Genomic DNA, 23,209 nt, shown 5'->3' with positions numbered 1-23,209 from the left:
TCAGCCGGTCTGCCCGGCAGCACTCCGGGAGCCGATGCCCGTCGATGACCACCAGCGTCGCAGGAGTGCGCTGAGCTTCTCGTAGCTGCTGTCCTTGATGAAGATCGCGTCGACGGCGATCATCGTCAGCGAGAACCACGGCAGGCCCATGAGGAGGGCGATGCCGAGGTGGAACGAGAGGATGCCGAGGAGCGCGACGACCCTCGTGTAGCGGTTGAAGAGCATGAACGGGAAGGCGCACTGGAAGAGGATCGACCCCCACGAGATGATGACGACACCGGGACCCCACGCGGTGACGAGGTCGGAGAGCACCGGCCAGGTGCCGAACTGGAGGGTCTGCAGCGGGTTGTAGACGGCGTACCCGTGCTGCCAGGCCTGGCCGCCGGCCTTGTAGAGTCCGCCGGACATGTAGATCGCGCAGACCTGGAAGGCGAGCACGACGATCGCGAGGTTGTTGGCCATGATGAGGATCCACGGGCCGTCGGCGGCTGCCGGGAGCATGCCGAAGCGCTTCCGGTGGCGGCGGGAGTCGAGGGACCAGCGTCGCGTCGTGTCGGCGAAGAGGAGCGCGATGAGGAAGATCCGGTAGGCGTTGTCGCCCTGGTCCCCGGCACTGTCGTTGAGCTCGATGAAGCTCACCCAGGCGACGAGGTAGAACGGCAGGATGATGCGGGTGCGCCAGCCGAGGATGATCGTCACGGCGAGCACGGCGAGGCCGATGATCATCGCCGTGAACAGCGGCGGGTTCGTCACTGCGCGGTGGAAGAGGGAGAACAGCCAGATGTTCGGGAAGTCGCTCTGCGGTTCGGCGATCTCGCCGTTCCAGGCCGCCCCGACGCCGAACGCATAGTTGCGGGCCGCGAAGTTCGTGAGGATGAGCCCGAGCCCCGTCACCCCGATGAGGATGCGGGTGACGGCGAGGCCGTAGGTCGCGTGGTAGCGGCCCGTGAGCATCTCCTCGAGCCAGTTCCACCCGTTGGCGAGCTTCGTCACGATGCGGGCCGTGACTCCCGTGTCGCGGCCGCCCGGGTGGTCAGCGGCGCCACCGGTCGATGCGCCATCAGCACCGCCACTGTGGTCGCCCCGGTTCGCCGCCGCCTGTGCTGTTTCCGCCTGTGCTGTTTCCGGCTTCTCGGCCCCGGCCGGCGTCTCACTGCTCACTGACGCACCTCACTGTGTCCGAGGCGCAGAAGTAGTCCGCGAAGTCCTCGTTCGATTGGTCATCCGCAAACGTCAGGGCCCGCCAGCCGACGGTGACGGGCTGGACCGCGGGACGTTCGGCGTCCTTGTCGTTGCGCTGCGCGAACGGCACGACGTTCTGTCGGGCGGCGAGGAACTGGACCCGCTGCACGTCCTCGCCCCAGACGGCGAGCGCAACCTGCGTCGCGTACGCCGTCGCCGTGTTCTCCTCCGCGAGGTAGTCGTCGACCACGCCGTCGGGGTCGGCGTACTCGTCGAGCTTGGTCGTCAGTCGCTCGACCGAGTCCTCTCCCCGGAAGTAGTCGAGTGCGACGATCGACTTGTGGTCGTCGCTGAGGTCGTCCCACGATCCCTTGAGGTCCGAGGCCACACTGATGCCGAGGCCGGCCGACCGCGGCGGGAAGAGCCTGTACGTCGAGTGGTCGAGTTCGACGTCGGTCGCCCGCACCCAGTCCGTCGTCTCCTCTCCGCCGTCCGGGGTGGAGACGACGGCGCGGACGTCGAAGTAGTAGTCACCGTTGATCGGTTCGGGGGCGAACACGCTCCACGACTGACCCCACATCGGGATCATGTACTGCGAGAGCAGGTTGCCGGGGATGATCTCCCGCAGCGTCGACGACGGCGCGATCCAGAGGAACGAGGCGAACAGGTGGAAGCCGGTCAGCGCCATGGCGATGACCATGATCGTGCGTTTGACCACGGGATTCGTCTTCGACTTCGCTGTTCGCGGCGAAGCAGTGCTCTTCGTGTCGTCCATCTCAGTTCCGGATTCGTCGTCGGCCACACCGCCGCGGGACCCGCGGCCGCGGGCACCGATCACCTGGCGATTCAGGGTTCGTTCAGACTCTAGGCTAACCGAGTCCCGAGCGCTCCCGTCGACTTTTCGCCATCGCACAGTCCCCGTCGGCAATGATCCCTGTCGACGCGCCCCGCCGGACTCACTCCCCTGCCGGCTGTCGCAGCCACTCCTTGACCGCCTCGGTGCTCTGCCCGAGCGTCGGCGGCGCGAGATCGTAGCTCGGCGGCGTCGCGGACAGGCGGATCGGGTTGGCCACGGTGGGGATGACGCGGTCACCGGTGCCCGCCTCGGCGATGGGGTCGAGGCCGAGCCGGGCGGCGAGCTCGACGCCCTCAGCGATCGTGTTGATCGGCGCGCTCGGCAGCCCGGCCGCCGAGAGGATCTCGTACCACTCCTGGTTCGTCTTCCCGGCGAGGGCGGCGACGAGGTAGGGCTCGAGCTCGGCGCGGTTCTCATTCCGGTTCGCCGCCTGGGCGAAACGGTCGTCAGCTGCCCATTCGGGGTGGCCGAGCACCTCGGCGAGCTTGCCGAACTGAGCGTCGTTGCCGATGGCGATGATGATCTGGCCGTCAGCGGTGGGCATCGGCTGGTACGGGTAGAGGCTCGGGTGGGCGTTGCCCATCGCGCGCGGCACGACACCGCCGGCGATGTAGGCCGAGGTCTGGTTCGCCAGTCCCGAGAGCGCCGAGGAGAGCAGGTTCGTCTCGACGAGCTGCCCGACGCCGGTCTCCTGACGGTGGACGAGCGCGGCGAGGATGCCGACGGTCGTGTGGAGGCCGGTGAACACGTCGACGATCGCGACACCGGCCTTGACCGGGCCGGACTCCTCGGTGCCGGTGACGCTCATGAACCCCGACAGCCCCTGGATGAGGAGGTCGTATCCCGGCTGCGGATTGTCCCGCCCGAATCCGGTCACCGAGGCGTAGACGATGCCCGGGTTGTCCGCCCGCACCGAGTCGTAGTCGAGGCCGTACTTGGCCAGCCCCCCGGCCTTGAAGTTCTCGACGAGGACGTCGGCCCGGCGGGCGAGCTCCTGGGCGAGGGTGCGATCGTCGGGGTCGGTGAAGTCGAGGACGACGGAGTGCTTGTTCCGGTTGGCCGTGAGGAAGTACGTCGCATCGTCCCCGCGCCGAGGCGGCGCCCAGTACCGGGTGTCGTCACCGGTGCGGCCCTCGACCTTGATGACCGTGGCGCCGAGGTCGGCGAGCATCATCGTCGCGTAGGGGCCGGCGAGGACCCGGGAGAAGTCCGCGACGAGGATCCCGGCCAGCGGACCGGTCCCCTTCCTGGCGAAGAGCTCGTCGATGTCCTCGGTCTTCACGTGCGACTCCCTTCGGCGCTGCCAGTCGGTCTCCCTTGCCGGACTGATCTCCTCGCCCGACTATACGGGGTCGGCAGGTGCGGAATCCGCAGGCCCTGCCGCGCGCAGGCTCGCTAGACTCGGAGTCACACTGCGTCCGCAGTCGCACCACCAGAGTTCCGGATGAGAGCACCACAGAAGAGGTAGACGATGACGTACCGCATGCCGGCAGAGACCGCCGCCCACGACCGCATCTGGATGGCGTTCCCGTCCTCGGGCTATGCGCTGGGTGCCTCGGAGGAGGACGCCGAGGCGGCGCGCACGACGTGGGCGGCCGTGGCCAACGCGGCCAGTGAGTTCACCCCGGTCACCGTCGTCGTCTCCCCCGCGCAGGTCGACCATGCCAGGCGCCACCTCGGCGAGGGCATCGAGATCGTCACTGCGGAACTCGACGATGCGTGGATGCGCGACATCGGCCCGACCTTCGTCATCGACGACGAGGGGAAGCTCGCGGCCGTCGACTGGGTGTTCAACGGCTGGGGTGCGCAGGAGTGGGCGACGTGGGACAACGATGAGCACATCGGGCGCTTCGTTGCCGAGGCCGCGGACGTTCCGGTGGTCTCCTCGCAGCTGCGCAACGAAGGCGGCGGCATCCACGTCGATGGTCGGGGAACGGTGCTCGCCACGCGCAGTGTGCAGCTCGATCCGGGACGCAATCCCGGGCTCACCGAGGCCGATGTCGAGGCCGAGTTCGCCCGCACGATCGGAGCGAAGAAGGTCATCTGGCTCGATCACGGGCTGCATCGGGACAATCAGACCTTCGGCACGCGCGGGCACGTCGACATCGTGGCGACGATGCCGAGCCCGGGTGTCGTCCTCGTCCACGATCAGCGCAATCCCGAGCATCCGGACCATGAGTTCAGTGAGCAGCTCAAGGAGTTCTTCGCGAACGAGACGACCGCCGACGGTCAGCCCTTCGAGGTCGTGCCGATTCCGGCGCCGGAGATCCTCAAGGACGACGAGGGCTGGGTCGACTACTCCTACGTCAACCATCTCGTGACGAACGGCGGAGTCATCGCGTGCACGTTCGATGATCCGATGGACGCCGAGGCGCAGGCGATCCTCGAGCGGGTGTACCCGGGTCGCACCGTGGTCGGGGTCGACGCCCGCGAGCTCTACGCCCGCGGCGGCGGCATCCACTGCATCACACAGCAGCAGCCGAGTCTGTGACAGTGTCGCTGCGCTGAGGACACGGTCCGCTGACGCTGGGAGTTTTCCGGCAATGTCGCTTTACGCAATGGGCGGCGTGCGCGGCAGCGCGCGGCAGGCCCGGCCGGCGGTGGGGCGATCGACCCTGCAGCGCGAAATCGCCTCACCACTGACCCGGTGTGTCGGTATAGGCTGGTGGCTCAGAACACATTTGCGACGCAGCGAAGGAGAGCACAACCATGAAGAAGCGATTGATTCTCCTGGCCGGACTGGGAATCGGGTACGTCCTCGGATCTCGGACCGGCCGCCAGAGCTACGAGAAGCTCAAGGCGCAGCTGCAGGAGCTGTGGACCGACCCGAAGGTGCAGGAGACGGTCGAGAAGGCCAACCAGTCGATCCGCGAGAAGGCTCCGGCAGTGGCCGACGCCGTCCAGACGGCGACCGACAAGGTCAATGCCGCAGCGCAGGAGCTCGACGGTGATGAGGATGCGCACGACGGACCATCGTCGAGCGGCACGACAGGTTCGAAGGGTTCGACCTCGGCGGGTTCGGCCGGGGCGAGTTCGACCTCGGCTGGTTCGTCAGGCCCAGGTTCGGTCTCGAAGCCGGTGACGCCCGCCTCGACGACCTCCGGAGCGACGGGATCGTCCGCTTCAGGCGCTGCCGGCACGACGCCGAAGCCGACCGGCGGCTCGGCAGGCGGCGCGACGCCCTCGCCGAAGCTCGGCGCCAAGCCGACTCCGGGCGCCACCTCAGGTGCTGGGTCGACGGGTGCTGCGGCAAAGCCCGCCGGGGGCACGACTCCGACGCCGAAGCGAGTGAACGACGTCATCTCCGATCCCGAGCGCTCGCTCGAGGACGAAGGACCGTCCCGCAGCTGACGGAGCTCACTTCACGAAGCGGCGGCTGCCTTACCGAGGCAGCCGCCGCTTCGTGCTGTCAGCGTCTACAGCACCGAGCGCCAGCCTGCTTCTACAGCAGCGAGCTCGTCAGCCGGGCGACGTTCTCGATGTACTTCTTGTGCAGCGGCCGGTTCCGCCACTCCTCGGCATCGAGTTCGACGGAGTTCGGCGCGTACTCTTCGGCTTCGAGCGCGTACATCCGCGCCGTGAACTCCTTGTCGACGATGAACATCGTCACCTCGAGGTTCATCGCGAACGAGCGCTCGTCCATGTTCGAGGACCCGATGATCGACACATCGTCGTCGATGAGGAGGAACTTCGAGTGGAGGACGGTGGGCGCGTGGTACATGAAGATGCGGACCCCGGCGCGGACGAGCTCGTCGTAGTACGACTGCTGGGCGCGGTGGGTGAGCCAGTGGTCGCTCGTCTCACCGACGTAGAGGCGGACGTCGACACCCGAGCGCGCCTCCGTCGTCAGAGCGTGGAGCAGCGATTCGTCGGGGACGAAGTACGGGGAGCACACGACGACAGTGCGGTTCGCGTTGTAGATGAGGTGATTGAACAGGCGCAGGTTGTTCTCGTCCTCGAACCCGGGACCGGACGGGACGACCTGAGCGAGGGCGCCACCGCTGATGGGGGCGTTGAGTTCGAGCTGCGCGGACTCGTCGAAGAGCTCGTCGGTCTCCGAATACCAGTCCGTGGTGAAGACCGCATCGAGTTCGTCGACGACCGGCCCCTCGCATTCGAGGGAGAGATCCATCCACTGGAAGCCCTTCCGCCGGTTGCGGGCCTTGTTGTACGAGCGGTCGATGATGTTCTGCGAACCGGTGAACGCCCTGACCCCGTCGACGACGAGGATCTTGCGGTGGTTGCGCAGGTCAGGACGCTGATACTCGCCTCTCCAGGGGCGGATCGGCAGGGCTCGGCGCCACGGTATGCCCGATGAGTCGAGCCGTTTGACGAGCTCCGAATAGCCCGGGTACCCGATCGACCCGAGGTGGTCGATGAGGATCCGCACCCGCACGCCCCGCGCGTGGGCGTTGAAGAGGGAGTCGATGAGCCGTTTCGTCGTCGCGTCGATGGCGACGATGTAGAACTCGAAGTGGACGTAGTCGTGGGCGGCATCGATGGCGTCGGCCATCGCCTCCATGCACTCGTGGTTGTCCGTGTGGAGGATGAACGCATTGCCGTGGGTCATCGGCAGGGCCCCGAGGTCGAAGTTGAGCTGGGCCGCCGTCGCCAGGGGTTCGGGCAGGTGGCTGTGCTCGCCGACGATCGCCTGCTCGTTCGACTCCTCGCGGATGATGTCGTTGATGACGGTCTGCTTCTTCCGCCGATGCTTGGGCAGCTTCGAGGAGCCGAGCAGGAGGAACGCGAGCAGCCCGACATAGGGGATGAGGAAGATCGCGAGCAGCCAGCCGAGCGCCACCGACGGGCGGCGATTGTGCGGGATCCACCCGAGCGCGATGATCCGGATGAGGAGGTCGACGGCGAAGAGGAGGAAGAGCAGCCAGTTCGGCCAGGCGCTGTCGACGGTGAAGAGGGGGTAGACCTCCACGTCGATCACCTCCTCCGCCTGGCACTCCGGCCGCCGGGGCCGCTCTGACTTCCTCATCGTATCGCGCAAGGTCACCCTGCCGATCCGCGGTGCGAACGCGCGATAATGAGATGACCAGCCCCGACCGAAGGTGTCCACTGCTATGACCGTCGATCCCACCGCCGTCCCCATCCGTCCAGCCGTGAGCGTGATCATGGTCAGGGACGGCGAGTCCGGACTCGAGGTCTTCGTCCAGCACCGGGTCTCGACGATGGATTTCGCCGCCGGGGTCGTCGTCTTCCCCGGCGGCCGTGTCGATCCCGTCGATGTCGCCGGCGCCGAGGCGGTCGTCGTCTCCGACCCAGAACTCCACCGGGCGGCGTGGCAGGATTCGACGATCGACGATTGGCGGGTCCTCATCGCGACCGCAGTCCGTGAGGTCGCCGAGGAGACGGGCGCCGTCATCGACCCGAATGCGCTCACACCGTGGGCGAACTGGGTGACCCCGCCCGGACAGCCGAAGCGCTTCGACACGTACTTCTACGTTGTGGCCGCCGACGAGGCGCTGGCTCCGCAGCATGTCACGACCGAGGCGCACACGAGCGAGTGGCTGCCGGTCGCCGCGCTCCTCACCGCTGAGTCGGTCGGCGAACTCAAGCTCATGCGTCCCACGTTCGTCCTGCTCAGCGAGCTGGCGACCTTCGCCTCGGCCTCAGCGGTCACGACCGGCCCTCGCGTCATCGACGTCGTGCGCCCGGATGAGGCGCCCTGAGCCACGGTGCGGTTCAGCGGCGGGAGGCCCGCATGCTCGTGAGTCGCTCTTCGACGACTCGGCGCTGTTCGTCCGAGCCGAGGAGTTCGGAGAGCGCCTGCTGTTCGGCGGCGAGTCCCTCGGCGAAGGGGACTGAGTAGGAGAGGTCGACGAGGCGCTTCGACCACACGAGCGCCTGACGGGACTTCGAGGCGATGTCGGCGGCGAGCTCGAGGGCTCTGGCGATCGGGTCCTCGGCGAGCTCCTCGACGAGTCCGATCCGCTGCGCTTCGACGCCGCCGATCGCCTCACCGGTGACGATGAGCTTCTTCGCCATGCCGGGGCCGACGAGGCGGGGCAGCAGCTGGGTGCCGCACATGTCGGGGATGATCCCCCACTTGATCTCCATGAGCGAGAACTGCGAGTCGGGGCTCGCGACGCGGATGTCGGCGCCGAGGGCGATCTGCATGCCCCCGCCGAGGGCGGGCCCGGCGACCGCGGCGATGACGGGCACCTCGACGAGGGACCACACGTGCACGGCCTTCTGAGCCAGGGCGCGGGCGGAACCGAGGAGGTCACCGTCGGCGCCGATGCCACTGGGCCCCTCCTCGGCGATCCGCGCCATCTCTGCGAGGTCGAGACCTGCGCTGAAGGCGCGCCCGCGGCCGGAGAGGACGATCGCACGGACCTCGGGGAGCGTGGCGAGGTGGAGACCGACCTCGACGAGCTCCTCGAAGACGCCCCTGGTCAGGGAGTTGAGTTTATCGGCGCGGTCGATCTCGACGTGGGCGACGCCGTCGGCGATGGAGTGGACGATCTGGGGCATCGAGGATCCTTTCACTGGCGTTGTCTGAACCCTACAAGGGTGAGCACGATCACGGCGACCAGGGACGTCAGGCACATCCCGACGACGCCCGGCCACGCGAAATCGGTGAAGAGCACGGCGGAGAGCCAGGCGCCGAGGCTCGTGCCGAGATAGTAGACGGTGAGGTAGATGGCGGAGGACCGCGTGGTGTCGACGCCGGGTCGGGCGGTGCTCGCGGCCGCCGAGGCGCCGGTGTGACCGAGGAAGAAGCCGCCGGTGAGCAGCGACATGCCGATGATGATGAGCGGGAGCGAGTCGACGAGGGTGAGGCAGGCGCCGATAATCGCGGTGACCATGCCGATGAGCGTGAGGCGACGGCGCGTGAAGGTCAGGGCGAGGCGACCGTAGTACGTCGTCACGACGGTGCCGACGAGGTAGATGAGGAAGAAGAGCGCGACGGTGCCCTCGCTGAGGTTCCACGGGTCCTGTTGGAGTCGGGAGCCGAGCATCGTGAAGGAGCCGCCGAAGACGATCATGCAGAGGAACCCGGTGAGGTAGATGCCCCACAGTCCGCTTGGGATTCGCCAAGGCGGTGAAGCGGTATCGCTCTGTGCAGTGTCGCTCGGGGTCGTGTCGCTCTGTGCAGTGGCGCTCGGGGTCGTGTCGCTCCGGGCCATGTCGCGGCGGAGGAGCCAGACGACGATGAGTCCGATGGCGAGGGCGACCGCTGCGGTGAAGGCGAGGCCGCCGTGCCAGCCGAGGACCTCGGCGGCGAGTCCGGTGAGCAGACGGGAGCACAGGCCGCCGATCGTGTTCCCGGCGATGTAGACGCCGATCGCGCCGGGCAGGGCCGAGGGCGGAAGCCGCAGGGACAGGTAGGCCATCGCGGTGGCCGGCACCGAGGCGATCGCCACGCCTTGGAGGAAGCGGACGGTGATGAGCAGTTCGGGGTTGGGGGTGAACGGCAGGATGAGGGCGAGGACCGCGGCGAGGATGACGCCGCCGACGATCTGCCGGGCGTGGCCGATCCGGGAGGCGAGCAGTGAGAACGGGATGAGGAAGCACGCCATGGCGACGTTCGTCGCCGAGACCGTGAGGCTCGCGGTCGGGGTGTCGATCGAGTACGCCTCGCGGATGGCGGGGATGAGGCCCTGGGTTTCGTAGAGGACGAGGAAGACCGAGATGCCGGCAAGGAACACTGCGACGATGGTGCGCCGGTTGCTCGTCGCGTTCGGCTCACCGGTGCTCATGGTCCTCACGGTATGCCTGCACGACGGGATGGCTCAAACCGTTCCGCAGAGCGAACCCGTGACCGCTCAGCCGTCGAAGAGCGTGTCGATGATCCCCTGGGCGACGAACTTCGCATGGAGGATGGGTCGTCGCTCCGGGTCGATCGAGGCAGGAGGCACCCACGCCGGTTGGCCGCTGGTGAGCATCACCGCATGCCAATCCGATCTGTCGATGAGATGGTGGTGTGCTCCGCAGGCCAGTGTGAGGTTGTTGATGTCGGTGATGCCTTTGTCGATCCACGGCACGATGTGGTGGACTTCGCACCACCCCGGCGGTGCATCGCAGCCGGGGAAGGTGCACCCCATGTCTCTCGCCGTGATGATCGCCGTCTGCTTCTCGTCGGCGAAGCGCTTCTCGGTGGCGACCTGCACCGTCTTGGCCGAGTCGCTCATGAGGTGGAAGAACACTCTGCCGTTGAGTCCGGAGGAGGTGAGTTCGGACATCGGCACCGGATTCTCGGTGCCGGTCTTGCCCTGACCGGTTCTCGAGGCGAGGTCTTCGGCCTTCGCCGTGACGACGAGTGAGTACCTCGCTCCCGAATTCGGGCGATTCATCTCGATCTTTCCGATCAGGGAGGCGAATCGTTCGTAGATCCACCGGCGAGCGGAGGGCTGGGCGTCGACCGTGCTCACCGTCGTGCCGTCGCGGCGCATTCCATAGGCGCTGCCGTCCGCACCGTCGTGACCTGCCATCGCCGCTGTTCCGCCTGAAGCGTCGGCACTGGTGCCCGTGCCCGGAAGTCGCTGGCCGGTGCCATCCTGAGCGAAGAGCGGCGCATCGTGCCGGTCGCCCGAGAGCACCGCGTCGAGGACATCGAAGGGGCTGGGTGATTCTTCAGCGACCGCCTCGGTGCCGGCGAACCCGTTGCCGGCATCGCCTTGGCCGCCTGCCGCTTCCGCGCCGCCCTGCTCGCCGGCTGTCCGGCATGACTCGATCCTCGACGTCAGCAGGCCGTTGAGCAGGCCGCCGGTGATCGGGTCGAGCCGACCTGACAGCTCCCAGTCACCGTTGCGGCGGGCGCGGAGATGAACCGAGTAGTCCGACCGGTCGCGCCCCTCGGACGGCTCTTTGCCGTCGGGGTCGATGATGTCGAGCATGCGCTGGAAGATCTCGCGCAGGTCGGAGACGCGGACGTTGGGCGCTTCCTTGACCAGTCGCTCTTCGGTCTCGGCCCGCAGTTCGGCGCTCACCCACGCGGGCAGTCGTTTCATGCATTCGGCGATGACCGCGGCCTGGTTCGCCGACAGGACTCCCTCGTGGAGGCCGTCTGCGGCCTTGGGTGCCAGCGGCGGCATCGGCTGACCGGAGAGGTCGACGCGTCCGCCGAGGTTGTTCGCCGCCTCGGTGCGTCGATAGGCCTCCTGATCCGACAGCCCCAAACGATCCTTGACGAGTGCTTTCGTCGTCTTCGCTCCGAAGTCCGTGGGCACTCCGACTCGCTGGAAGATGGCGAGGGTGACGGCGTTGAGCGAGGCGTTGACGCGGTTGATCGCTTCGAGGGCATCGGCGAGGATCACTGCGTCGTCGGGGCCGACCGGCCGTTCGAAGGTGCGGACTTCGCTTTCGAGCCTGGTCAGGTTCGTGATGCTGTCGAGGACTTCGGGCGCGAACTCGGACAGGCGGGACCAGGCCGCATCGGTGAGCAGCGGATGCCGGCTCAGCTTCCTCGTGTCCGGCATGGCGGCGACCGCCGCAGCCGGGTCATCATCGGCCGGCCCGGGGTCGAACGCGTCGTCGTCGACCGACAGTGCCGAGACGTCGGCCGCCAGCGCTTCGCTCCGGCGACGACCGTAGTCGTCGGGATCGTGGGCACAGGGAGAGTCATCGGGCTCTTCGTCGCCGCGAGAGTCATCGGACTCGTCAACGCCGGAGGCCTCCTCGTCCGGAGTTGCGCCACTTTGAGCCCTGTCGATCTGGGCCGCGTCGATGCGAGCGTCAATGACGGGAACCTCGCCGACCGGATTCCCCTCGAATGGCACCTCCGCACCCTGAGTCTCCTCGTCGCCAGGGGCTTCCTCGGCCTGAGTCTCCTCGGTCGAAGTCTCAGCGGTCGAAGTTCCAGGCAGTACCGGACTCTCAGCCTCCGGTACTGCCGGGATCTCCTCGAAGAGTTCGGCGTGGACGCTGCCGCTGAGGTCGAGTCCGGCATCCCTGAGCTGGTCGAACAGCGATTCCGGAGTTCCGGCCGGTCGGCTCGAACCGCCTGCGGATGGCCCTGGTCCGGATGAACCCGGTCCGGATGAACCCGGTCCGGATGAACCCGGTCCGGATGAACCCGGTCCGGATGAACCCGGTCCCGATGAACCCGGTCGCTTCGACGTGGAGCCCCGCTTCCCCGCAGGCGACGTGCGGGGACGGTCGCCGTTCCCGTGGTTCTGCCTGTCCGGGGTGAGTGTCATGACTCCTGATCCGTTCGCCAACGCTCATCGTTGTTGCTCTGATTCTACTCCGCGAGTGTGATATTCACAATAGTCTGTTCCTAATTTATTCGATCTTTTTCTCGCAATGAATTCATTCACTCATCGATTTTCGCCTGACAGCAGAAGTCGCTGGTCACGGACGTGCACGGTCGAGAAATCATCGAACTCGCAGCAACCTCACCCGACACAGCTGCCCCACTCCACTCCGACCGCGATCACGCCCACCCTCAGGCCACCGCGACCATCCCTGGTTCGCTGCGCCGACCGCCCCGCCCCTGAACTCCGAGCTATCCGGTCCCGGCCTCGTCCATCTCCGGACGCCACATCCATCCCAGACTCCCCGTCACCACCGACTCGCGGTTGCACCCACCAGGCCACCACATCCGAACACCCACCCCACCACCGACCTCCGATCAGCCACCCCACCACCCACCTCGAACACCCACCCCGCCACCACGTCCGAACACCCACCCGAACGCTGATATCTCCCTGGTATCTCCCAGGGTTCACGAAAACTCAGGTGGCCCTTTCCTGAAATCTCAGTCCCGGCAGTCTAGGCTCGGCTGGAGGCACACCTGTACACGTCGTCCGCGCTTCTCCGCGCGGCTCGCCGCCCGCACAGAGCCGTCAGATCCGCACCGACCCATCAGTACCCACAGCACCATCAGTTCCGCACAGAGCCGATAGTTCTGCACAGAGCCGTCAGTTCCCGCGGCACCGTCAGTCCGCGCAGGGACCACCGTCGCGCACCGCCGCCTCGGTGCCTGCGAAGACGCGCAACCCAAGGAGGCGCAATGAAAGGTCAGCTCCCCATCGTTCGCTTGGTCACCGGTGAGACCACGGGACAGCGCGTCGCGCGGATCGCCGCAGCCGCCTCGGCGGTCGGACTCGGGGCACTCGCCGCGTGGGACGTCACGCAGAAGAAGCACTCGATCCTGCGCAACTACCCGATCGCGGGACACGCGCGCTTCCTCCTCGAGTCGATCCGACCGGAGATCCAGCAGTACTTCATCGAACGGAACTGGGACGGCCGACCCTTCAGCCGCGACGCCCGCACGACGATCTACGAACGGTCGAAGGGCATCCTCTCCGAGCACGCCTTCGGCACCGAGCACGACGTCGACCGCACCGGCTACGAAGCGCTCATGCACTCGACGACCCCGCTGCCCAACTCCCCCACCCCGCCGCGGATCCGGGTGGGCGGCAAGGACTGCACTCAGCCCTATGACATCTCTCTGCTCAACGTCTCCGCGATGAGCTTCGGCTCACTCAGCGACAACGCCGTGCGCGCGCTCAACAAGGGCGCGGCGATGGGCGGCTTCGCCCAGGACACCGGCGAGGGCTCGATCTCCCCGTACCACCAGGAGTTCGGCGGCGACCTCATCTGGGAGCTCGGCACCGGATACTTCGGCGCCCGCACCCCCGACGGCGACTTCGACCCCGACAAGTTCGCCGCGAAGGCCCAGGACCCGCAGGTCAAGATGACCTCGCTCAAGCTCTCCCAGGGGGCCAAGCCCGGCCTCGGCGGCGTCCTCCCCGGCAAGAAGGTCACCGAGGAGATCGCGAAGATCCGCGACGTGCCCGTCGGTCAGACGTGCATCAGCCCGCCGAATCACCGCGTCTTCTCGACCCCGATCGAGCTGCTGCGGTTCATCGCGAAGATGCGCGAGCTCTCCGGCGGCAAACCCGCCGGCTTCAAGCTCTGCGTCGGCTCCCGCACCGAGTTCCTCGCGATCTGCAAGGCGATGCTCGAAACCGGGATCACCCCCGACTTCATCATCGTCGACGGCTCCGAGGGCGGCACGGGCGCCGCACCCCTGGAGTTCGAGGACAACGTCGGCCTCCCCCTCACCCAGGGCCTGATGATCGTCCACAATGCGCTCGTCGGCGCGGGGCTGCGCGACCAGATCAAGATCGGCGCCTCCGGCAAGGTCGCGAGCGGCTCCGACATCGTCAAGCGCCTCATCCAGGGCGCCGACTTCACGAACTCGGCCCGCGCCATGATGATGGCCGTCGGCTGCATCCAGGCCCAGGAGTGCCACACCGGCAAGTGCCCCGTCGGCGTCGCCACGCAGGATGCCCGCCGCGCTCGCGCGATCTACGTCCCCGACAAGGCCGAACGCGTGCGCAACTACCACGACGGCACCGTCGCCGAGGCGGTCCGCCTCATGGCCTCGATGGGCGCGGCCCATCCCAGCGAACTCGAACCGACGATGCTCCGCCGCAACCTCTCCCCGACCGAATCCTGGTCCTACGCCCGCCTCTACGACTGGCTCGAACCCGGCGAACTGCTCAACGGCGCCCCCGAGGACTGGGCCGCCGACTGGGCCACCGCCCGCGCGGACACCTTCCACATCGCCCGCGGCCAGAGTCGCTGACCAGGCAGGACACCGCCATGAGCCGCATCGTCCTCCTCCACTCCGCGTTCGGGCTCACTCCCGGCATCGGCCGCATCGCCGACGAGTTCCGCAGCCGGGGACACGAGGTCCACACCCCCGACTTCTACGCGGGGCAGACCTTCACCAGCGCCGAGGCGGGGGTGGCCCATTCCCGGGACGTCGGGTTCCGGGCGCTGGTCGACCGCGTCACCGAACTCACCAGCGCGCTGACCGGGCCGCTCGTGTTCGCAGGGCTCTCGCTCGGAGCGAGCGTCGCCCAGCAGATGGGCAAGAACGATTCCCGCGCCCGCGGGGCCCTCCTCTTCCACGGCGGCGGCTTCCCCTCCCGAACCCGCTGGCAGCCGCAGGTGCCCGTGCAGATCCACTTCGCCGTCGAGGACGAATGGCGCACGCCGGGCCTCGCGGAGACGCTCATGGAATCCGCCGCCGCTGCCGGGGCACCGGCCGAGTCCTTCCTCTACCCGGGCAGCTCACACCTCTTCAGCGACCCCGAATCACCGGACTTCGAGCCCGAGAGCGCCGCCCTTCTCCTCGCCCGTGCCGACCGCTTCCTCGCCGACTTCACAAGCTGAGTCGACAGCAGCTCGACCCGCTCGCCCACCGCGCCCTCAGCCGGCGCCCGCGATGCCCTGCATGCCGCGTCAGAGCCCTCTCGCGACGGTTTCCGATACGGGCAAGCACACCTGACAAGCCCGCCTCATCGATGACGTCATTGAAAAATCTTCTAAAAGTGGGGTTACATTCGGCACGCAATGTTCTACTCTGGAATGAAAATTCCATACCGGTGAGCGACCTTCGGAATCCGTGATGCACGGTCACCTCCGTGCACTCGATTCCCCGGCTCAGGCTGCGATGCCCCGACCGTCTGACTCCTCCTGCGAGGACGAGACGGCGGAGCTCCCTCATCGCCAGCACTCCGATGCGCACCGGCTGGCAGCGACCACCCCACGCTGCGAGCATCGCGCACCAGGCGAACTTCGCCGCTCCCCTCCGGCGCCCACCTCTGCGAACGGATCCCCATGACCAGCACCCGCCCCGATCCGACGGCTCCGACCAGCAGCCGTCGGCGGACGCAGCCCGACCTCCCGCCTCGGCGCGCGTTCACCCCTCGACGTACTCGGACGGCACCCCACGACCCCGACGCTCCCCGTGTCTCCGCGACACAGCGCCGACATCCCTCTTGCCGGTGGTCGCGATGACCGACAGCGGGACTGGTGACCTCCCCATCATCGGCACCCCGGCCTCCGGGATCCCGGTCACCCCACCCGTCCCCGACAGATCGGCCCCCTACCGGGCGATGGACGGCGGATCGGGCAGCCTCGGCGGATCCGGAAGCGGGCACACGACCACCGGCAGCACCGGCGAACGGCCCTACGCGATCCCGACCGGGTTCCCGAGCGTCCCCTTCGGCCGGCGACGCCACCCGGGACGACGCCGGTGAGCCGAAGCGTCGACGCGGACAGCGGCCGCGGGTCCGCCGCTCCGGGACGAGACCGGTGAGCTGAGCAGTCTGCCCGTCACAGCCAGCCCGCTCCCCTGCTCAGCCGCAGCCGCAGCGGATCGATCCGGCTGAGGCGGTCGACCGCGGCCTCCCCCAGCTCGGCGGCGACGAGCTCGCTCACCGTCTCGACGAGCGCGAGCATCGGAGCGAGGGTGTCGGCCGGACCTGCCGCCCGGACCTCGGCAGTGAGCACCCGATCTGCCAGCGACGCCGCCGGGGAGAGCCACAGGTCGGTGAAGACGACGACGGTGAGGCCGAGTTCCTTCCCGATCCGCACCACCTCGGTGATCGCCGGATCATAGCGCCGGACATCGAGGACGACGAGGATGTCGCCGCGTTTGAGGTCGAGGAGATCAGCGGCCGCGAGCAGCGGATTCGCGTGCACCCGAACGACCCCCGAACGCACCGAGCCGAGCTGCGCGTGGAAGATGTCGGCGATGTGGGCCGTGTACGTCGCGCCGACGAGGGCGACGCTGCGCTTGGGTTGGGCGAGGAGTTCGACGGTGCGCTCGAGCTCGTCGCCGATGACCGAGTCGAAGGTCTCATCGATGCCCGCGTGGAACGCCGTCCGCGCCGCATCGAACTCCGCCCCCTCCCCCGGGGCGAGCGCCTGCGAGAGGTTCGACTCCTCGCGCTCGCGCATCTCCGCCTTGAGGGCGTCCTGGAACTCCCGGTACCCGCTGAAGCCGAGCGTGCGGGCGAACCGCACGACCGAAGGTCCGCTGACACCGGCGGCGTGCGCGAGGTCGGCGATCGGCTCGAGCCCGGCGAACGGGTAGGCGGCCAGGACGGCGCGTGCGATCTTCTTCTCCGCCGGAGTCAGCCGGGACATCACCGCACGCAGGCTGATGGCCAGGCTCGGCCCGTCGTCCGTCATCGGTCCCTCTCCTTTGGAAATCGCCCTCGACTCCACCGCCCAGGCAGCACGATTCCCGCAGGTCACCGCCTCAACTATCGCTCCAGCATAGCGAGGCTCAACTGGGAATGGGGTGTCAGCTCATGACATACCCGTTGTCGACGATGAGGTTCTGTCCGGTCACCGCGCGGGAGTCCGGGGAGGCGAAGAAGACCACCGCCGAGGCGAACTCCTCCGGAGTCGTCACATGCCCGAGCGCACTGGCCTCAGCGATCCGGTCGAAGACCTCCTCCGTCGTCGCCGCCGACGCGTCCGTGGTCCGCAGGAGACCGCCCGAGACCATGTTGACTCGCACCCCGAGCGGCCCGAGGTCTCGCGCGAACGTCCGGGTCAGCGCCAGCAGCGCCGCCTTCGCCGCGGTGTAGTCGTGGTACGGCACCACCGGGTTCTGGACGAGGTTCGAGCCGATGTTGATGACCCGCCCCGAGCCGATCTCCCGGAACCCGCTCATCGCCGCCTGAACCGTGTTCATCGCCGAACCGACGGTGCCGCGGAACTGCGCGGAGAGGTCGGCGAAGTCGATCTCGTCCGCCGGCTGCCGCCCCTCGACGTCGAACGTATAGTCCATGAGCGCACTGTTGACGACGGTGGACACGGGCATCCCGAACTCGGTGTGAGCGCCGTCGAACATCGCATCGACGGCACGGTCATCGGTGACATCGGCCTCGAGCGCCGCCGCACGTCCGCCGCGAGCCCGGATCGCCTCGGCGAGCTCCTCCGCGGCATCCGCGGAATAGCGGTAGTTGACGACGACCGCGGAGCCGACGTGGGCGAACGCCTTCGCGATCGCCGCCCCCAGGCCACGGCCGGCCCCGGTGACGAGGACGAGCTGCTCGTCGAGCGGCATGGCCGCGGTCGAGAAGGCCTGGGCATTGCTCATCGGGATTCTCCTTCGAAGGCCGGCAGGTGAGCGTCGCGAGTGCTCTGCAGCCAGCTTACCCATGACAGGTGAAGTCCGGGCGGTTGCACGGCAGAGTCACAGGAACGCCGGATCTCGGGAGCGCCGGGTCGCAGGACCGCGCGCGGGATGCCAATAGAATGGGACAAGACCACTGTTGTCCAATCCACCGTCCGCCCTGCAAGGAGGAGCCTATGGCCGAGATCGGCGCCAACCTCTCGATCGGAGTCCTCGCGGCCATCGTCGTGATCTTCATCTACGTGCTCGCCGCGAAGGTCGGCAAGTGGTACCCGGCGCCTGAGCACCGCGGCCCCGGCGGAGCGCAGCCCGGGCAGCCGGGTTACGGGCAGCCGGGCCAGCCCGGCTATGACCAGCAGGGATACGCCCAGCCCGGCTACGGCCAGCCGGGCCAGCCGCCGACGCAGCAGCGGCGCCGGGACATGCGCGCCTACAGCGCCGACGAGGCCGAGACCCGGGTGATGTCGACGACCGAGGTCGATGAGAAGGCGACGACCGCCGAGCTCACGCAGAACATCGCCCACTCCGGTCAGATGATCGCGCAGAACCGGCGGGCGGCGACGGCCGGCAACGGCGACACGCTCGCGGTCTTCACGTACATCCTCGGCGCGGGTCTGCTCGCGGCCATCGCGTTCGTCTTCTTCAACAACCTCCTGCTGCCCGCCACGGTCGGCGCGCTCGTCGGTGCGATCATCTGCGTGGCGCTGGCCTCGACGTACACGATCAGGAACCTCGACTTCTGGCCGGACAATTCGACGATCACGATCATCAACCTCGGCGTCGCCCTCGCCGCCGCTCTCGTCATGTACATCGGGGCCAGCCGCACCGAACGCGACCGGATGACCCTCAACTCGATCATGGACTCCCTCGATCCGCTGCCGCTGGGCGAGGGGTTCTCCGGCTTCATCACCGCGATCGGCGACCGCGTCGTCACGTTCTTCCAGACGTACGGCTTCCTCGGCTTCGTCTTCCTCCTCTTCATGGCCATCGGTGCGATCATCGTCTTCACGCTCGCCGCGAAGTCCCTCATCGACGTCATGGACTGGCGGATCTTCGCGCAGTTCGGCCACAACGTCACCGATCGACCGATGGCGTACTCGCGCGCCGAGCGCTTCCAGTCCTCGAAGGTCTCGCACACCGTGACCTCGATCGTGCTCGCCGGCATCGCGGTCCTCGCCGCGACCGGCCTGCTCTACGACGGGTTCACGTGGTTCACGCGCTGAGCCGCACACAGCCCCGGGAGCCCAGGTGCCTGGGGCGGCAGACCAGGTGCGCGGCGGCCCAGCACGCAGCCCCAGCACACAGCCCCGGAACCGCGCCGCGACGGCACTGAGCACAGTCTCAGACACCGCGCGCTAGGATAGTCCCCGAACTTCCTCCGCCCGCCCTGCCCGCCAGGACGGCGGGCGCAGACGTCGACGAACGACCCGAAAAGGGATGAGAACCTCAATTGGCGAACGGCAACGCAACTTTCCGTCACTCGAATGTGGCTCTTCTCGGTCTGGCCGAGATCATCGCCCCCAACGTAGTGACCTCCCACGAATTCGACGAGCGCCTCGCCGATACTCTGACCACCCTCGGACTCCCGACCGGACTCCTCCAGCGCGTGGCAGGCGTTGACGCCCGCCGCAACTGGGATCAGCCGGCCGAGTTCGTCGCCGGGGCCGTGGCCGCCGGCAGGAAGGCCCTCGCCGAGGCGGGTGTCGAGCCGGATGCGATCGGGCTCATGGTCAACACCTCCGTCACCCGCGAGCACCTCGAGCCCTCGGTGGCCGTCGGCGTCCACGCCGGCATCGGCCTCGGGCCGCAGGCGATGAACTTCGACATCGCCAACGCGTGCCTCGGCTTCGTCAACGGGATGACCCTGGCCGCGAACATGATCGACGCCGGGCAGATCGAATACGCCCTCGTCGTCGCCGGGGAGGACGCCTCACGAGTCCAGGAGGCGACCCTGCGTCGGCTCACCCGCGACGGCATCACCCGCGAGGAGTACCTCAACGAGTTCGCCTCGCTCACGCTCGGCTCCGGGGCGGCCGCGGCCGTCATCGGCCCCGCGGATCGGCATCCCGAAGGCCACCGCATCCTCGGCGGGATTACCCGTGCCGCCACCCAGCACCACGAACTCTGCGTGGGCGACCACAACGGGATGTTCACCGACACGAAGGGACTGCTCGCCGGCGGCATGGAGCTCGTCGTCGCCGCGTGGGAGGAAGCCCACGAGGACGGCTGGGACTGGCGGAACATGGACCGCTACGTCATGCACCAGGTCTCCGACGTCCACACGAACTCGATCACGAAGGCCGCCGGCCTCGACCCCGAGCGGATCCCGGTGACGTACCCCGAGCTCGGCAACGTCGGACCGGCGTCCCTGCCGATCACGCTCAGCCGTGAGGTCGACTCGCTGGAGAAGGGTGACCGCATCCTCTGCATGGGCGTCGGCTCCGGACTCAACACCGCAATGACCGAGATCGAGTGGTAGGACGTCGATGAACCACCCCGGCCGGCCGGCACTCCTTCCTCCGACGCTGCCCGAGTGGGATCCCGTGTGGTCCCGGATCGTCGACGTCGACACGGGCGACGGCGAGCATGCGTTCCACGTCCTCGACACCCTGGAGGCCCTGCGCGCCGAGGGGATCGAACCGACCGGGACGATCCTCGCCCTCCACGGCAACCCGACGTGGTCGTATCTGTGGCGCCGGCTCGCCGCGGCCACCGTCGACTCCGCGCTCTCCGGCGGGCGCGCGTGGCGGCTCATCGCCCCCGACCAGCTCGACATGGGGTTCTCCGAGCGTCTCACCCACGACGGGTTGCCGACCCCGCACGGCCCCGAGGTGCGCCGCATCTCCCAGCGCATCGCCGATTTCGATGCCGTCGTCACGACCCTCCTCGCCGAGGCGGCCGGCAGTTCCGCAGCTGACGTCGCCGTGGCGGGGCCACAGCATCCCGTCCAGGCGGGGCCACAGCATCCCGTCGTGACGATCGGCCATGACTGGGGCGGGGTCCTCTCGCTCGGGTGGGCGGCCCGCAACACCGACCGGGTCGCGGCCGCGATCAGCCTCAACACCGCCGTCCACCAGCCTGAGGACGCACCGATCCCGGCCCCGCTGCGGGCCACCCTCGCCGGGCCCATGCTGCCGACGGCCACCGTCGTCACCGACGGCTTCCTCCGGGTCACTCTGCGCCTCGGCGAGCTCTCCCCCGAGGTCCGCGCGGCCTTCCGCGCGCCCTACGAGTCCGCGTCGCTGCGGCACGGGATCGGCGGGTTCGTCGCCGACATCCCCGTCGACGAGCGCCATCCCTCGCATGCCGAGCTGCAGCGCATCGGGGCGGACATCGCCGCCTTCGACCGTCCCGCGCTCCTCGTGTGGGGGCCGAAGGACCCGGTGTTCCTCGAGCGCTACCTCCGCGACCTCCGGGGACGCCTCCCGCAGGCCGACGTCCACCGCTTCGAGCTCGGCTCGCACCTCGTCAGCGAGGACTACGACGTGCCCGGGCTCGTCCTCGACTGGCTCGCCGCGCAGTTCCCGACGGCCTCGGAAACGACACCGGCGCCCGAGGCGACACCGGACACGGCATCCACCCCGCGTCCGGTCACCGCGATCCTCGACGCGCGGGCCGACGACGAGACGATCGCCTCGGTGGACTTCTCGCAGGAGCCGGCTCAGCAGATCTCGTGGCGGCAGCTGTGGCATGTCACGACGAGCATCGCGCACGGCCTGCGCGATCTCGACGTGCGACCCGGCGACCGGGTGTCGCTGCTCGTGCCGCCGGGCAACAACCTCACCGCCGCGCTCTACGCGTGCCTGAAGATCGGCGCGGTCGCCGTCGTCGCCGACGCCGGACTCGGCCCGCGCGGCATGACGCGGGCCGTCACCTCGGCGGATCCGCAGTGGATCATCGGGGAGCTGCCCGGACTCGGCCTCGCCCGGGCGTTCGGGTGGCCCGGGCGCCGGATTTCCGTCTCCCCGCTCGGCCCGCTGCAGCGCCGGCTCTTCCGCACCGAGACGAGCCTCACCGAGCTCGCGCGCACCCCGCACACCGGTGCCCTGCCGACGCCGACCGGCGCGGACGACGCCGCGATCCTCTTCACCTCCGGGTCGACGGGTCCGGCGAAGGGCGTGCGCTACACGCACGCGGACATCGCAGCGCTGGCCGCCGTCCTCACCCGGGTCTTCGACGTGCGGGAGGGCACGGGTCTCGTTGCGGGTTTCCCGCCGTTCGCCCTGCTCGGACCGGCGATCGGGGCCACCTCGGTGACGCCGGACATGTCCGTGACGAAGCCGAAGACGCTCACCGCGGCCGCGATCGCCGAAGCGATCATCGCCGGGGATGCGACGATGGTCTTCGCCTCCCCCGCCGCCTACCGCAACGTCGCCGCCACCGCGGGCGACCTCAACGCCGAGCAGCGGGCGGCGTGCGCACAGGTCGAGCTCGTCCTCTCCGCCGGCGCTCCCGTCCCGCTCGATCTCATGGACGCGATCGCCGAGGTGTTCCCCGCGGCCGCGATCCACTCGCCGTACGGGATGACGGAGGGACTCCTCCTCACCGACATCGACCGTGAGGGGGTGGCCGCAGCGGCCGCCGGGGGCGACCTCGGCGTGTGCGTGGGCACCCCGATCGACGGGGTCGAGCTCGCACTGGCCCCGATCGACGACGCGGGGAACTCCGCCGATGAGCTGCTCACGGGCACGGCTGCGCGGGGCCGCCTCGGCGAGTTCGTCGTCAGTGCCGCCCACCTGAAGTCCGGGTACGACAATCTCTGGCGCACGTCTGCGCAGGCGGCGCGCGATGGCCTCGGCGGGCGGACGTGGCATCGGACGAACGACATCGGGCACATCGACGACGTCGGTCGGGTGTGGCTCGAGGGACGGCTGCAGCACGTCGTGACGACTCCGCGCGGGCCGGTGGGTCCCGGCGGGCTCGAAGCGCTCATCGACACGGACCCCGAGGTCAGCCGCAGCGCCGTCGTCGGGGTCGGCCCGGAGGGGACACAGGCGCTCGTCGCCGTGCTCGACGCGGAGGGGACGCCGCTGTCACCGGGGCTCGCTCCGCTCGACCTCTCCGCCCGGCTGCGCGCCCGGGTCGCCGAGGTCGACGGCCAGGATCTCGCGGCCGTGCTCGTCGCCCCGACGTTCCCCACCGACATCCGCCACAATTCTAAGATCGACCGGTCGCGGCTGGCCGCTTGGGCCGATCGCGTGCTCACCGGCGACGGCGTTCCCCGCCGCGTGTGAGTGCGGCCGCCCGGCAGTCTGCGACCACCG

The 23,209-nt window shown here is 68.6% G+C and carries 18 protein-coding genes; 9 read left to right on the top strand and 9 right to left on the bottom strand.

Annotation, left to right across the window (positions count from 1 at the left end; genetic code table 11):
* The 3 genes from FJ887_RS00940 to FJ887_RS00930 form a co-directional block, all read right to left on the bottom strand.
* Positions 1-1,161: an HTTM domain-containing protein gene (locus tag FJ887_RS00940; protein WP_249356862.1), complete on the bottom strand. Its 1,161-nt coding sequence runs from the start codon at positions 1,159-1,161 to the stop codon at positions 1-3.
* Positions 1,151-1,957: a DUF5819 family protein gene (locus FJ887_RS00935; protein WP_137826426.1), complete on the bottom strand. Its 807-nt coding sequence runs from the start codon at positions 1,955-1,957 to the stop codon at positions 1,151-1,153. Before FJ887_RS00935 ends, FJ887_RS00940 begins: the two co-directional genes overlap by 11 nt.
* A 181-nt stretch (positions 1,958-2,138) precedes the next feature.
* Positions 2,139-3,320 (bottom strand): CaiB/BaiF CoA transferase family protein, encoded by a 1,182-nt coding sequence (locus FJ887_RS00930; protein WP_137826425.1) that lies wholly within the window; start codon positions 3,318-3,320, stop codon positions 2,139-2,141.
* Positions 3,321-3,509: 189 nt separating this feature from the next.
* Here FJ887_RS00930 and FJ887_RS00925 point away from each other — a divergent pair, with 189 nt between their 5' ends.
* Both FJ887_RS00925 and FJ887_RS00920 read left to right on the top strand, forming a co-directional pair.
* A complete protein-coding gene (locus FJ887_RS00925; RefSeq protein WP_137826424.1) occupies positions 3,510-4,529 on the top strand; it encodes an agmatine deiminase family protein in 1,020 nt (339 codons plus the stop codon).
* 218 nt (positions 4,530-4,747) lie between these two features.
* The gene (locus tag FJ887_RS00920) at positions 4,748-5,389 is read left to right on the top strand and encodes a hypothetical protein (protein WP_137826423.1); all 642 of its coding nucleotides are present in this window, start codon (positions 4,748-4,750) and stop codon (positions 5,387-5,389) included.
* A gap of 91 nt (positions 5,390-5,480) precedes the next feature.
* Here the strand turns inward: FJ887_RS00920 and cls are convergent, their stop codons facing one another.
* Positions 5,481-6,968 (bottom strand): cardiolipin synthase, encoded by a 1,488-nt coding sequence (cls, locus tag FJ887_RS00915; protein ID WP_249356860.1) that lies wholly within the window; start codon positions 6,966-6,968, stop codon positions 5,481-5,483.
* A 142-nt stretch (positions 6,969-7,110) separates the two neighbouring features.
* On the opposite strand from cls, the gene FJ887_RS00910 reads away from it, so the two are divergent.
* The gene (locus FJ887_RS00910; protein WP_137826421.1) at positions 7,111-7,719 is read left to right on the top strand and encodes an NUDIX hydrolase; all 609 of its coding nucleotides are present in this window, start codon (positions 7,111-7,113) and stop codon (positions 7,717-7,719) included.
* A 13-nt stretch (positions 7,720-7,732) separates the two neighbouring features.
* Here FJ887_RS00910 and FJ887_RS00905 read toward each other — a convergent pair whose 3' ends face one another.
* The 3 genes from FJ887_RS00905 to FJ887_RS00895 form a co-directional block, all read right to left on the bottom strand.
* Complete coding sequence (locus tag FJ887_RS00905; RefSeq protein ID WP_137826420.1) at positions 7,733-8,524, bottom strand: enoyl-CoA hydratase-related protein; 792 nt, start codon at positions 8,522-8,524, stop codon at positions 7,733-7,735.
* 11 nt (positions 8,525-8,535) lie between these two features.
* Entirely contained in the window at positions 8,536-9,753 is a 1,218-nt protein-coding gene (locus tag FJ887_RS00900; protein WP_140954843.1) for an MFS transporter, read from the bottom strand.
* A 66-nt stretch (positions 9,754-9,819) separates the two neighbouring features.
* Complete coding sequence (locus FJ887_RS00895) at positions 9,820-11,772, bottom strand: HNH endonuclease signature motif containing protein (RefSeq protein ID WP_249356859.1); 1,953 nt, start codon at positions 11,770-11,772, stop codon at positions 9,820-9,822.
* Between the two features lie 1,235 nt (positions 11,773-13,007).
* Here FJ887_RS00895 and FJ887_RS00890 point away from each other — a divergent pair.
* The 3 genes from FJ887_RS00890 (at position 13,008) to FJ887_RS00880 (ending at position 16,053) form a co-directional block, all read left to right on the top strand.
* The gene (locus FJ887_RS00890; RefSeq protein ID WP_140954844.1) at positions 13,008-14,591 is read left to right on the top strand and encodes an FMN-binding glutamate synthase family protein; all 1,584 of its coding nucleotides are present in this window, start codon (positions 13,008-13,010) and stop codon (positions 14,589-14,591) included.
* Positions 14,592-14,608: 17 nt separating this feature from the next.
* The gene (locus FJ887_RS00885; protein ID WP_140954845.1) at positions 14,609-15,184 is read left to right on the top strand and encodes a dienelactone hydrolase family protein; all 576 of its coding nucleotides are present in this window, start codon (positions 14,609-14,611) and stop codon (positions 15,182-15,184) included.
* A gap of 623 nt (positions 15,185-15,807) precedes the next feature.
* Complete coding sequence (locus tag FJ887_RS00880) at positions 15,808-16,053, top strand: hypothetical protein (RefSeq protein ID WP_140954846.1); 246 nt, start codon at positions 15,808-15,810, stop codon at positions 16,051-16,053.
* A gap of 76 nt (positions 16,054-16,129) precedes the next feature.
* Here the strand turns inward: FJ887_RS00880 and FJ887_RS00875 are convergent, their stop codons facing one another.
* On the bottom strand, positions 16,130-16,990 hold the full coding sequence (locus FJ887_RS00875; RefSeq protein ID WP_140954847.1) for a MurR/RpiR family transcriptional regulator: 861 nt from the start codon (positions 16,988-16,990) through the stop codon (positions 16,130-16,132).
* Between the two features lie 115 nt (positions 16,991-17,105).
* The gene (locus tag FJ887_RS00870) at positions 17,106-17,909 is read right to left on the bottom strand and encodes a 3-oxoacyl-ACP reductase (RefSeq protein WP_219993819.1); all 804 of its coding nucleotides are present in this window, start codon (positions 17,907-17,909) and stop codon (positions 17,106-17,108) included.
* Between the two features lie 212 nt (positions 17,910-18,121).
* On the opposite strand from FJ887_RS00870, the gene FJ887_RS00865 reads away from it, so the two are divergent.
* The 3 genes from FJ887_RS00865 (at position 18,122) to FJ887_RS00855 (ending at position 23,179) form a co-directional block, all read left to right on the top strand.
* Complete coding sequence (locus FJ887_RS00865; RefSeq protein WP_140954848.1) at positions 18,122-19,168, top strand: hypothetical protein; 1,047 nt, start codon at positions 18,122-18,124, stop codon at positions 19,166-19,168.
* 227 nt (positions 19,169-19,395) lie between these two features.
* Positions 19,396-20,424: a 3-oxoacyl-ACP synthase III gene (locus FJ887_RS00860; protein WP_140954849.1), complete on the top strand. Its 1,029-nt coding sequence runs from the start codon at positions 19,396-19,398 to the stop codon at positions 20,422-20,424.
* A gap of 7 nt (positions 20,425-20,431) precedes the next feature.
* On the top strand, positions 20,432-23,179 hold the full coding sequence (locus tag FJ887_RS00855) for an alpha/beta fold hydrolase (protein WP_140954850.1): 2,748 nt from the start codon (positions 20,432-20,434) through the stop codon (positions 23,177-23,179).
* Positions 23,180-23,209: the final 30 nt, after the last annotated feature.

Source organism: Brevibacterium sp. XM4083 (assembly GCF_006489205.2).
GTDB lineage: Bacteria > Actinomycetota > Actinomycetes > Actinomycetales > Brevibacteriaceae > Brevibacterium.
Note: the sequence above shows the minus strand (reverse complement) of the source record. Positions and strands in the feature narration are given on the sequence as shown.

Excerpts from the sequence above, each read along its gene's own strand:
- FJ887_RS00935 (WP_137826426.1), bottom strand. The coding sequence starts at position 1,957 with ATGGACGACACGAAGAGCACTGCTTCGCCGCGAACAGCGAAGTCGAAG.
- FJ887_RS00925 (WP_137826424.1), top strand. The coding sequence starts at position 3,510 with ATGACGTACCGCATGCCGGCAGAGACCGCCGCCCACGACCGCATCTGG.
- FJ887_RS00920 (WP_137826423.1), top strand. The coding sequence starts at position 4,748 with ATGAAGAAGCGATTGATTCTCCTGGCCGGACTGGGAATCGGGTACGTC.
- FJ887_RS00910 (WP_137826421.1), top strand. The coding sequence starts at position 7,111 with ATGACCGTCGATCCCACCGCCGTCCCCATCCGTCCAGCCGTGAGCGTG.
- FJ887_RS00905 (WP_137826420.1), bottom strand. The coding sequence starts at position 8,524 with ATGCCCCAGATCGTCCACTCCATCGCCGACGGCGTCGCCCACGTCGAG.
- FJ887_RS00900 (WP_140954843.1), bottom strand. The coding sequence starts at position 9,753 with ATGAGCACCGGTGAGCCGAACGCGACGAGCAACCGGCGCACCATCGTC.
- FJ887_RS00890 (WP_140954844.1), top strand. The coding sequence starts at position 13,008 with ATGAAAGGTCAGCTCCCCATCGTTCGCTTGGTCACCGGTGAGACCACG.
- FJ887_RS00885 (WP_140954845.1), top strand. The coding sequence starts at position 14,609 with ATGAGCCGCATCGTCCTCCTCCACTCCGCGTTCGGGCTCACTCCCGGC.
- FJ887_RS00880 (WP_140954846.1), top strand. The coding sequence starts at position 15,808 with ATGACCGACAGCGGGACTGGTGACCTCCCCATCATCGGCACCCCGGCC.
- FJ887_RS00875 (WP_140954847.1), bottom strand. The coding sequence starts at position 16,990 with ATGACGGACGACGGGCCGAGCCTGGCCATCAGCCTGCGTGCGGTGATG.
- FJ887_RS00870 (WP_219993819.1), bottom strand. The coding sequence starts at position 17,909 with ATGAGCAATGCCCAGGCCTTCTCGACCGCGGCCATGCCGCTCGACGAG.
- FJ887_RS00865 (WP_140954848.1), top strand. The coding sequence starts at position 18,122 with ATGGCCGAGATCGGCGCCAACCTCTCGATCGGAGTCCTCGCGGCCATC.
- FJ887_RS00855 (WP_140954850.1), top strand. The coding sequence starts at position 20,432 with ATGAACCACCCCGGCCGGCCGGCACTCCTTCCTCCGACGCTGCCCGAG.